The organism is Ningiella algicola (genome assembly GCF_028401415.2).
Lineage (GTDB): Bacteria > Pseudomonadota > Gammaproteobacteria > Enterobacterales > Alteromonadaceae > Glaciecola.
Map to the genome: position 1 here is coordinate 513,106 of NZ_CP171821.2, position 11,542 is coordinate 524,647.

Consider the following 11,542-nt stretch of genomic DNA (forward strand, 5'->3'; position numbering starts at 1 on the left):
ACTGTGTTTGCACAGAAGCGCATGCTCGGTATGCAACATTGCGTCTTCAAATAATCTCCCCTTATTGGAAAACTAAATACCAAGAGAAAAAATATGGCGGCAAAACTAGACGACATTGAATGGGCAATTGAATTTGCGTCTTCTGGATTAGGCGATCACGAAGCGTTTATCAATATAGATAATGGCGAAATATATTATGTGGGTGATGCGGTGGAAGAGCCTATACCAGATGATCTCTACGAGAGTGATAGATATCTTATGTTTCCTAGCAAACAAGACTTAGGTTTGGGTAAGCGCTTGGCTATTCAGTTTATTGCTGAGTCGATTCCTGAAAAGCTAGACTTTGGCTACGATATTTTTCGTCGACGCGGCGCTTATTCAAAATTTAAGGCTCTCCTAGAATCAAAAGGAAAACTGGAGAGTTGGTACAAATACGAAGAGGCCGCGTTAAAACGCGCCACAATTGAGTGGTGTCGAGATAATGATGTTGAATTTGACAACGCTACACAACAAAAGTGTTGATGAAGCCCTAAATTGTAGTCTTTGTTTTTCATTTGCTAAACTAAACATTATGTGTGTGCGCTAAATCGCAGCATTAACCGCTTTTAATGCGGAGCATTTGTACGCAATGGTATGGTGAACTAAGTACGTATGAAATCGCGAATAGGACAGTGTTTATATGAATCGTTTATTAATTGCCGTTTTTATTGCATTTGCGAGTTTTAAAGGCTACGCAAACTGGGCCATTGGGTTCAACTACACCGAATTATCTGAAAGCGGCGAGATTGATGTCAACGTCAGTGCCATAAGCGCTTCACTCGCTTACGCTTTTCCTATTGGCGACAAGCTAAGTATAGTGCCTGAAATCAAGTATGGATTGGGTGTAGGTGATGATTCGTCCGCTAATGGTGCATTAAACATAGATTTAGAAGTCAATCACTTATTCGGGGCGAGCATCAGGGCGCAATATGATGTTGCTGAAACGGTCTACATGTTTGCGAGCGTCAGTCATCTAACGGTTGATTCGAGGCTTATCTTCAGTAGCAGTAGTTCTTCTGAATCGGATACAAGTAATGACTTTGGGGCAGGCATTGGTGCAGGCTGGCTTATTTTTGAATCAACAAGTATCGAGCTCAGTTATGAGCGTTTTGACGACACCAATGTATTTAGCGCAGGGTTCCGATATGCATTTTAAATATCCATCAGCAAAAAACAAAATCGCGCCACGTAAAGGGTGGCTATTGCAGTTTTGATAGGGTAGCCATACCCGCTTTTGAACCGTTTACACGATTCAGTTTACGGCTGATGTCATTGCCGACCAGACACAGTTTTGTTAAATCCACCCCTGTTTCTATGTCCATGTTATCAAGCATATATAGCAAATCTTCTGAGGCTAGATTGCCTGAGGCACCTTTAGCATAGGGGCAGCCGCCGAGGCCAGATACCGAGCTGTCAAACGTCGCTATACCGTTTTGAAGCCCAACGAGTATGTTTGCAAGGCTTTGACCATAGGTATCATGCATGTGTAAGGCGAGTTTTTCGGCAGGTATTTGGCTCAGTAATAGAGATAGCAAGCTAGCGGTTTCAAGCGGTGTACCGACCCCAATGGTGTCGCCAAGTGACACTTCGTAACAACCCATATCAAGCAAGGCAAGCGAGACATCGAGTACCGCCTGAGCGCTAATGTCGCCCTCGTACGGACAGCCAAGTACACAAGAAACATACGCTCTTACCGGAATGTCTTTTGATAAAGCAGCCTCTGCGACCGGCTTGAAGCGCTCCATGCTTTGCTCAATACTGCAATTGATGTTTTTTTGTGAAAAGCTCTCAGATGCCGCGCCAAATATTGCGACTTCATCGGTCTTCGCATTGAGTGCATCCTCAAAACCACGCATATTTGGCGTCAGCGCACTGTAGCAAACGCCTTGCAATCGGTCGATTTGGTCAAGCACCTGATCAGAGTTCGCCATCTGAGGAACCCATTTGGGGGATACGAAGCTACCTGCTTCAATGCGCTTTAAACCAGTGGCAGATAAGGCATTGATCAGCATCACCTTATCTGACACCGTAAGTGGCGACTTTTCATTTTGCAGGCCATCACGTGGACCTACTTCAACAATGCTTACCTGATTTGGAATATCTGCACTTAAGCTCATATTTACATCTCGTTGTGGCCGCTATGCGCGATTAAAGCTGCGCTAACGATTTGCATGCCTATTCTTCTGATAAAGCCTCTAGCTGCATTAATGCTGCGCCGCCGTCCACTCGTTCTCCATCGCTAGAAAAACATTCAAGCACTTTCGCGTCAAAGGGCGCTTTCAAAGCATGCTCCATTTTCATCGCTTCGACGATAGCGATCTCGTCGCCTTTTTTCACACTGTCGCCCACTTTTACCAGAATAGAGACCACCGTGCCATTCATCGGCGCGAGGATCTCACCCATGCCATGTGCCTGGTCATCATTATCAAAGTCTTTTCGAGGCAACTCGATGCTAAATTGCTCATCGTGCAAAAAGAAAACTAAGGTGTCGCTTTGCGAAGTCGTTTGTCGTATCACCCTGACTGACACCTGATTTAAGTCGACTTGTAAATTTAATTCAAGAGACTGTTCAGAAGCATCGAGCTGAGATTTAAGCGCCTTCACTAGTATGCTGTGTCCGTCAATATCGAATGACCAGGTGTTTGAGTTCCGGCTTATCGCGGCTATATCATAGCTACCCTTTACGCTGTCGCCTTCTTTTGATGACGCTGCTTCGGGTTGGATGACAGTATCAACTTGCGCTGGGTTAACGAACTGAACGCGTTTAGTCTTTTGATGGTTTACACGAAAATCCCTCAACTGCTGATGATGAGTTTGTCGGTGAGAGGAAAATTCTAAAGACGCAAAGGCCGCTATTGCCTGAGACTGACGACTCAATGCTGCTTTCAGTTTTTTTAAAGCCGTATCATGTCGCTCAACAAAATCAGTGGTTAAGTTAGCTTGCTTAAAGGCTTTGCTTGATGCCACGCGCAGCAGGTAGTCAATATTAGTGCTGACACCAACAATTTGATACTGATGCAGTGCATGCACTAATTTAGCCAATGCTTGCTCACGGGTGTTGGCGTGGACAATCAGCTTTGCGATCATGGGGTCGTAGTAAACAGATACCTCATCACCTTGCTCAACGCCTGTATCTACGCGAATGCCGTGTCCCTTTGGTGGGCGCAAATGATGTAGTACGCCGGTTTGAGGTAAGAACTCATTATCCGGATCTTCTGCATAAATCCGTGCTTCAAAGGCATGCCCCTTGATCTTGAGTTCGTCTTGGGTTTTAGGTAGAGGTAAATTGTTAGCCACATCAATTTGCCAAGCAACCAAATCCTCGCCTGTAATCATTTCAGTCACTGGATGTTCGACTTGTAGGCGAGTATTCATTTCCATAAAGTAAAATCGACCATCGCTGTCGTACAAAAATTCAACGGTGCCGGCGCCAGAATAATGGATTGCTTCAGCGGCCTTGAGGGCTGCCCCACCCATTTGACGGCGAACATCTTGAGGCATGTTGGGAGCAGGGGCTTCTTCAATGATTTTTTGGTGCCTGCGCTGCACGCTGCAATCACGTTCAAAGAGATAAACACCATTCCCGTGATTGTCACAAAATACCTGTATTTCGACGTGTCGAGGTTCAGTTAAATATTTTTCAATCAGCATGTGCTCGTCGCCAAAACTCGCCTTCGATTCGCGCTTTGCAGCATCTAAGGCTGAATGAAAGTCTTCGCTTTTCCACACCTGACGCATGCCTTTACCGCCGCCTCCTGCTGCTGCTTTTAATAGCACGGGGTAACCCATATCATCGGCTTGCGCTTTTAAAAATTCAGGTGATTGATTGTTGCCATGGTAACCCGGCACTAATGGCACATCGGCTTTTTCCATAATGGCTTTGGCGGCAGATTTACTGCCCATTGCACTGATAGCTTCAGGAGAGGGGCCAATAAACACAATACCAGCTTGCTGGCAGGCCTTGGAAAAGTCTGCGTTTTCAGATAAAAAACCATATCCGGGATGGATGGCATCGACATTTAACTTTGCGGCGAGCTTGAGAATAAGCTCGCTGTTTAAATAACTTTCACTCGCAGGCGCAGGCCCAAGCAAAACGGCTTCATCGGCGAGTAAAACATGTTGAGATGTCGCGTCGGCTTCGGAATACACGGCAACAGTGAAAATGCCAAGCCGTTTTGCGGTTCGGATGATTCTGCACGCGATCTCGCCGCGATTTGCGATTAGAATTTTATTGATCATCGCTAGTATTCCAATTGGCTTTGCGTTTATTTAAAAAGGCACTTAATCCTTCTTGGCCTTCTTTGGACACGCGCACATTGGCGATTAATTCACTGGTTTCATCAATCAGTGCGTCGTCGATAGGCCGGTTTGCAATATCACACGCTAACTGCTTAGCGAGACTGACGGCTACAGGCCCATTTTTAAGAATGTTTTTGATAATTTCGTCAATCGTGGTGTCAAGGTCTTGTTCGCTTACCGCTTCGTTTAACAAGCCCAGTCTGCGTGCTCGTCGAGACGAAATAACTTCTGCTGTCATAAATAAACGCTTCGCTTCGCGCAGGCCAATAGCATTGACCACATAGGGGGAAATAGTGGCGGGAATTAAGCCAAGTTTTACTTCACTGAGGCAAAACTTGCTTAGCTTTGAACCAATAGCAATATCGCAACAAGCGACTAAGCCCACAGCACCACCGAAGGCTGCGCCTTGCACACGGGCAATGGTAGGCTTGTTGAGTCTATACAGTTTGTTCAGCATCGTGGCTAATTGTGCGGCATCTCCTTTGTTCTCATCTAAAGAGTAGTCTGCCATTTTCTTCATCCAATTGAGGTCTGCACCTGCACTGAATGATTTGCCTCTCGCTTGTAAAATCATCAAACGAACGTTGTCGTTGTTTTCGATTTGCTCAAATATATCAATAAGTGATGCAATCACTTCATCGTCAAAAGCGTTATGAACATCCGGCCGATTCAGTGTGACTTTTGCCACGCCGTTCACCGCAATATCGAGTTCTACATTATGCATATTGTTTCCTTTTGCTCTGCCCGCCATGTCAGCAAAGCGTTTTGTGTTTTGAGCTACATTCTAAAGATGCCAAATTCAGTATCTTCTGGCGGCGCATTTAGGGCACTTGCCAGGGCGATTGAAAGCACCTTGCGCGTATCTGCCGGGTCGATAACGCCGTCGTCCCACAGTCGCGCCGACGCGTAATAGGGATGCCCTTGTTTTTCGTAGGTATCAATAACTGGTTGCTTAATGGCCTGCTCGTCGCTTTCACTAAAGCTTTCGCCACTTCGCTCAGCCTGTGCTTTTTTCACTTGCGCTAGTACGCCTGCGGCCTGTTCGCCACCCATCACTGAAATGCGTGCGTTAGGCCACATAAACAGAAAACGAGGGTCGTATGCACGACCGCACATGCCATAATTACCTGCGCCGAAACTGCCGCCGATCAAGACGGTAATTTTAGGAACCTTTGCACAGGCAACGGCCGTCACCATTTTTGCGCCATGCTTGGCAATACCTCCGGCTTCATACTGCTTACCCACCATAAAGCCAGTGATGTTTTGTAAAAATACCAGCGGAATGTTTCTCTGACAGCACAATTGGATAAAGTGCGCGCCTTTTTGCGCCGACTCGGAAAATAAAATACCGTTGTTGGCTAAAATACCGACTGGGTAGCCGTCGATATGTGCAAATCCGCAGACGAGTGTTTCGCCAAAAAGCTTTTTAAATTCATCAAATTCACTGTTATCTACCACGCGAGCAATGACCTCGCGAACATCATAAGGTTGGCGTGTGTCTTTAGGAATAACGCCGTAGATATCTTCAGTTGGATATCGCGGTTCAATACTTTCCTGCCGCTTGATTTGATATTGATTTGAGCCGCTCACACGATTAAGTCGACAGACCGCATCTCTTGCAATTTGAAGGGCATGCTCGTCATTAGTGGCAAGATGGTCAACCACGCCCGACGTGCGACAGTGCACATCGCCGCCGCCTAGTTCTTCTGCCGTGACAATCTCGCCTGTTGCTGCTTGTACAAGCGGTGGTCCACCTAAAAAGATCGTGCCTTGCTCCTTGACAATAATCGACTCGTCGGCCATTGCTGGCACATATGCGCCACCTGCGGTACACGAGCCCATGACCACTGCGATTTGAGGAATATTTTTCGCTGACATATTCGCTTGATTAAAGAATATTCGACCGAAATGCTCTTTGTCAGGAAAGACTTCGTCTTGTCTAGGGAGGTTTGCACCGCCAGAATCTACTAAGTAAATGCAAGGTAGGTGGTTTTGTTCTGCAATCGTTTGCGCGCGTAAATGCTTTTTCACCGTTAAAGGGTAATAGGTACCGCCTTTTACCGTAGCATCGTTAGCAACAATCATACATAAATTGCCAGAAACATAGCCAATGCCCGCGACCACGCCAGCACACGGCACATAGTCTTCATACACTTGGTATGCAGCCAACTGGCCGAGTTCTAAAAATGGACTGCCATCGTCAAGCAAGGTTTCGATGCGTTCTCTTGGCAATAGCTTCCCGCGAGATGTATGACGAATTCTACTCTTCTCTCCACCGCCTTGCATCAGCGTTTCAACTAACTGATAGAGGTCATCTACCTGCATTTGCATGTGGATTCGGTTTTCGGCAAAGGCCTCGCTATTAGTATTGATGGTAGTGTTTAAAATCGGCATCTGTGCTCCAGCGTCTTATCAAGTTGTCCAGCAACACCCTCGTCGCAACAGCTGTGTTGCGACGCATAGGCAGTGTTATATTTGTGGGGGAAACGACACTTCCTACTTTGATTCGTTAAAGAGCTCTCGACCAATTAGCATTCGTCGAATCTCAGATGTTCCTGCACCAATTTCGTATAGTTTTGCATCTCTCAGTAAGCGTCCAGTCGGATACTCATTGATATAACCATTGCCACCCAACAATTGAATCGCATCTAATGCCATCTTTGTTGCGAGTTCTGCAGAATATAAGATAGCACCAGCTGCATCCTTACGCGTCGTTTCACCTCTATCACACGAGCGCGCTACTGCATAAACATAGGCTCTAGCGGCATTCATCTGCGTATACATGTCTGCTACTTTGCCTTGCACAAGCTGGAATTCACCAATAGATTTGCCGAATTGCGTTCTGTCGTGAATATACGGAACCACAGCGTCCATACACGATTGCATGATGCCTAATGGGCCGCCTGAGAGAACCAAACGCTCATAGTCCAGACCGCTCATCAAAACACGCACACCACCGCCTTCTTGACCGAGGATATTCTGTGCTGGCACTTCTGCATCTTCAAATACGAGTTCACAGGTGTTAGACGAACGCATTCCGAGTTTGTCTAGTTTTTGCGCTTGACTAAAGCCCGGTGTGGATTTTTCAACGATAAAAGCGGTGATGCCTTTTGAGCCACCATTAACATCGGTTTTGGCGTAAATAATGAAGGTATGAGCATCAGGTCCATTGGTGATCCACATCTTGTTGCCATTTAAAATGTATTTATCGCCCTTTTTCTCGGCGCGAAGCTTCATGCTGACCACATCAGATCCTGCATTGGGCTCGCTCATGGCCAATGCGCCAATGTGCTCACCTGATACCAATTGCGGTAAGTATTTTTCTTTTTGTGCCTGACTACCATTTTTGTAAAGTTGGTTCACACACAAATTGGAATGCGCACCGTAACTTAGGCCTATACCAGCACTTGCGCGGCTAATTTCTTCCATGGCAACCGTGTGTGCAAGGTAGCCCATGTCTGAGCCGCCAAATTCTTCGCTCACCGTGACCCCCAATAATCCCATTTCACCAAGTTTTGGCCACAGTTCATTTGGAAAGGCATTGGCTTCGTCGGATTTCTCTGCAATTGGCGCAATTTCATTTTTAGCAAAGTTATGCACATGGTCGCGAAGCATATCGACATCGTCACCAAGGCCAAAGTTTAAAGTAGGATAGGGCGCGTTGATCATGCAACACCTCTTGTTAGCTCGTTAAGTTCTTCTTTACAGCGCTGTTCAACATCATCTAATTCATTCATGAGCATTTGAATGTCATTAAGCTGTTGTTCAAGCACTGCGCGCTTTTGTTCAGTTAGCTCAAGCATGGTTTTAAGCTGAGCGGCGGAATTAGGGTTAGTGTCATACAGTTCAAAAAGCTTTTTGATTTCAGCGAGTGAAAACCCAAGGCGTTTACCGCGTAAAATGAGTTTTAATCTCACTTTATCCTTCGTGTGATATATCCGCGCTTGTCCTTTCCTAACCGGCTCAATGAGTCCTTGCTCTTCGTAAAACCGAATTGAACGAGCGGTGATATCAAAGTCTTTAGATAGTTCACCAATGGTGAATGTAGTAGTTGAACTCATATCTTGCCATATACTTTTTGCAACTCGCCAAACGCTTAACACGAGGCGGAATTAAAATTAAGTTGCAATAATGCACTTTACGTTTACGTAAAGTCAAGTTAACGTAAACGTAAAGCATCCACGGGCGTATGACCTTGAAAAAGGCCTACCACCAAAGTAGGGTTTAAGCTTTTGGCGCATGCGCTAATATGTACGAATAAAAGCGTATTTATTTACAACAGCATAGGAAATAAAGAATGAGTGATTCAGTAGTGATTGTGGCAGCAAAACGCACCCCGATGGGCGGATTCATGGGCGCGCTATCCGGTGTTCCTTCTCCCTCTTTAGGTGCAACTGCCATTAAAGCTGCACTGGATGGGGTGCCATCTGATGCCGTTGACGAAGTAATTATGGGTTGTGTATTACCGGCTGGGCTTGGCCAGGCGCCCGCTCGACAAGCAACGCTTGGCGCCGATTTACCTTTAAGTGTTGGCGCAACCACTATCAATAAAGTCTGTGGTTCTGGCATGAAAGCTATTATGTTGGCAAATGATTTGATAAAAGCGGGCAGTGCGCACGCCGTGGTTGCAGGCGGCATGGAAAGCATGTCGGGTGCGCCATATTTATTGAGCAAGGCTCGTGCGGGATACCGTATGGGGCACGGACAAACCTTTGATCATATGATGATGGATGGACTAGAAAACGCTTACGATGGCAAAGCAATGGGCTGTTTTGCACAAGACACGGCGGACAGCGAAGGTATTACCCGTGAGCACATGGACGAATTTGCCATTGCCTCATTGACAAAAGCCCAAGAGGCCATCAAAGCGGGCACCTTTAGCGACGAAATCGTGCCAGTTTCTATTAAAACGCGAAAGGGTGAGGTCACGGTTGATACAGACGAAGGGCCGGGTAATGCGAGAATCGACAAAATACCTAGCCTACGCCCAGCCTTCAAGAAAGATGGTACGGTGACGGCCGCTAATTCAAGCTCTATTTCCGATGGTGCCGCAGCATTACTTGTTATGTCAGAAGAGAAGGCGGCGGAACTAGGTTTAGCACCTTTGGCGCGAGTCGTTGCGCACGCAACCAACGCAATTAAACCAGAAGACTTCACCGTGGCGCCAGTGGGTGCGATAGAAAAAGTACTCGATAAAGCTAGGTGGGCAAGCACTGACGTCGATTTATTCGAAATCAACGAAGCCTTTGCGATGGTGACCATGCTAGGTATTAATAAACTTGGACTGGATAGCAGCAAAGTGAATATCAAAGGAGGCGCTTGTGCATTAGGCCATCCAATTGGTGCGTCTGGTGCGCGCATCGTGGTGACCTTGCTGCATGCACTTAAACAAAAAGGCCTCAAAAAAGGGGTTGCAGCGCTATGCATTGGCGGTGGTGAGGGCACTGCTTTAGCGCTTGAAATGCTCTGATATTTTTCATTAGACATGATGTAAGCGGCTCTAGAAGCCGCTTTTTAATTGGATTTTAGTTACTTAAGTCAATATCCTTATCTTCTTTCAATAATTGGCTGGTATTCCCAGTTTTCATTAACCAGCAACACTCTCGATTTGAGGGTCTCTTTTTTTGCTTTGTACAAGCGTTTATTCAGTTTAACGGATAGTCCTGGAAACATCTCTTTGTTGGCAATGACTCGAGCATCTTTTTTATAGTCAGTTAAGGCCTGTTCTAAATCCATATGCAGCTTGCGAAGCCAGGTTAATAAAGCGCGTTCCTTTGTCAGCGTGCCGTCGAGGCGTTTAAACTTCTTTGTGAGAGATGTGGGTATCTTGCGAGCGCTGATATTGCTAAATTCTATTTCGTGGTCGACGTTCACTGATACTAATTGCTCGAGTAAGTCGTTAATGGCTTCAAGTCGCCCTTTGAGCACATTGAAGCCTTCAGAAAAATCTATCTCTAGCGCGCTACCGGATATGGCGCCAATACTGCCTGCCTTGACGGTGCCATAAGCGGTGATTGTGCTGGCGAATAGATTTCCCATAGGATTGTCAGGATCGCCAACATAGATGTTGCCTTGGCAGTGTATGCGAGAATACGCCAATTGTCGTTTCACATTGATGTCTTTGCCGGTAGAAATATTTAAACCTTGTCCATGTTGTACAAATACGCTTCCACGTGCCTTAAATATGCAGTCTTCTTCATTCATCTTACCTGTAGCGCCTTGGGTGACAATAATATCGCCGCCAGATTCGATGTAGGCAGATTCAACAAAACCATTTATGGTGATATCACCTGTGGCAATAATTTGCATATTTTCCGTCACATCGCCATTAACAATAACCGCACCTTCATACTTTACATTACCTGTGCCAACATTGACTCCCTTCGTCACGTAAGTGTCATCAATGTTCATTACCTCATTGATGAATTTCGGTTGACCTGAAAGCTCAGAAACAATCAGATTTGCGTCGTCGGGGTCGAATTTAGTGTTGTCGCCTAATTTAATTTCTTTCCACTCGCCTTTTTCGGCTGGCAAGGGTAAATTCGTCACCGTGTAGCCAGCTCGGCCCTCAGTTGGCTCTGCTCTCATTGCAACGGGATGATTACTCGGGACACATAGAATATCGCCCAGGTTGCGCATATCAACCTGTTCGTCGCCGGTAACTTGCGGACGAAGTATTCTGTCTAATGCATTAGGTACTAAAGGAATAACGCGCGAAGGTTTGCCGTTACGAGAGGGCAAACCAATTGCCACTACGTCCGAAAACTCATTCTCTTTTTCACTTTCCTGGGCATTATTGATAAGGTTTTGAATACGCTTTTTGCTGATTCCGCGAGTAACGCCGTTGCGTGTTAATGCTTTAAGGACACTCGCAAAATCGGGTAAGGCTGCATCATCGCTTCGAAAGATGCGCACCGTGGCTTCCATGTTATCTTCACTCAGCTCTACAACAATCCCATTACTGGGCAGTGTGCCAATAGGCTTTTCTATGACGGACATATCACCGGCATCTTTTGCGTCTTGAATAGCGCTTGCTAGTTCAGTTATCGCAGTTACATCCAATGCACAGGCTGAAAACTCGCTGGAAGCAAGCGCTGAGTGAAAAAACATTTCATCGCAAGTACCCTCAAATAACAATGGGTCCACCAGAGCAATCAAATTATCTGAATCTATATCTGTCTTAAAACTTGTGCCGCTCATAATT

10 protein-coding genes are annotated in these 11,542 nt (G+C 46.0%); 3 read left to right on the forward strand and 7 right to left on the reverse strand.

What is annotated here, in order from left to right; translation table 11 throughout:
• Positions 1 to 93: 93 nt before the first annotated feature.
• Positions 94 to 522 carry a UPF0158 family protein gene (locus PN836_RS02295; protein WP_395343018.1) on the forward strand — a complete coding sequence of 143 codons (429 nt, stop codon included), beginning with the start codon at positions 94 to 96 and terminating at the stop codon, positions 520 to 522.
• Between the two features lie 157 nt (positions 523 to 679).
• On the forward strand, positions 680 to 1,195 hold the full coding sequence (locus PN836_RS02300) for a hypothetical protein (RefSeq protein WP_395343020.1): 516 nt from the start codon (positions 680 to 682) through the stop codon (positions 1,193 to 1,195).
• Positions 1,196 to 1,238: 43 nt separating this feature from the next.
• On the opposite strand, the gene PN836_RS02305 is transcribed toward PN836_RS02300, so the two are convergent.
• The 6 genes from PN836_RS02305 to PN836_RS02330 form a co-directional block, all read right to left on the reverse strand.
• Positions 1,239 to 2,156, reverse strand: a complete 918-nt coding sequence (locus PN836_RS02305; protein ID WP_395343022.1) for a hydroxymethylglutaryl-CoA lyase — start codon at positions 2,154 to 2,156, stop codon at positions 1,239 to 1,241.
• Between the two features lie 58 nt (positions 2,157 to 2,214).
• Positions 2,215 to 4,278, reverse strand: a complete 2,064-nt coding sequence (locus tag PN836_RS02310; RefSeq protein WP_395343025.1) for an acetyl/propionyl/methylcrotonyl-CoA carboxylase subunit alpha — start codon at positions 4,276 to 4,278, stop codon at positions 2,215 to 2,217.
• Positions 4,268 to 5,062, reverse strand: coding sequence for an enoyl-CoA hydratase/isomerase family protein (locus PN836_RS02315; RefSeq protein WP_395343026.1), 795 nt, complete (start codon positions 5,060 to 5,062; stop codon positions 4,268 to 4,270). Before PN836_RS02315 ends, PN836_RS02310 begins: the two co-directional genes overlap by 11 nt.
• A 53-nt stretch (positions 5,063 to 5,115) precedes the next feature.
• Positions 5,116 to 6,732, reverse strand: coding sequence for a carboxyl transferase domain-containing protein (locus tag PN836_RS02320; protein WP_395343029.1), 1,617 nt, complete (start codon positions 6,730 to 6,732; stop codon positions 5,116 to 5,118).
• Between the two features lie 102 nt (positions 6,733 to 6,834).
• A complete protein-coding gene (locus PN836_RS02325; protein ID WP_395345427.1) occupies positions 6,835 to 8,004 on the reverse strand; it encodes an isovaleryl-CoA dehydrogenase in 1,170 nt (389 codons plus the stop codon).
• A complete protein-coding gene (locus tag PN836_RS02330) occupies positions 8,004 to 8,399 on the reverse strand; it encodes a MerR family transcriptional regulator (RefSeq protein WP_395343031.1) in 396 nt (131 codons plus the stop codon). The genes PN836_RS02325 and PN836_RS02330 overlap by 1 nt, the downstream gene beginning before the upstream one ends.
• A 236-nt stretch (positions 8,400 to 8,635) precedes the next feature.
• Here PN836_RS02330 and PN836_RS02335 point away from each other — a divergent pair, with 236 nt between their 5' ends.
• Positions 8,636 to 9,808, forward strand: coding sequence for a thiolase family protein (locus PN836_RS02335; RefSeq protein ID WP_395343034.1), 1,173 nt, complete (start codon positions 8,636 to 8,638; stop codon positions 9,806 to 9,808).
• 77 nt (positions 9,809 to 9,885) lie between these two features.
• Here the strand turns inward: PN836_RS02335 and PN836_RS02340 are convergent, their stop codons facing one another.
• A complete protein-coding gene (locus PN836_RS02340) occupies positions 9,886 to 11,538 on the reverse strand; it encodes a DUF342 domain-containing protein (RefSeq protein ID WP_395343036.1) in 1,653 nt (550 codons plus the stop codon).
• Positions 11,539 to 11,542: the final 4 nt, after the last annotated feature.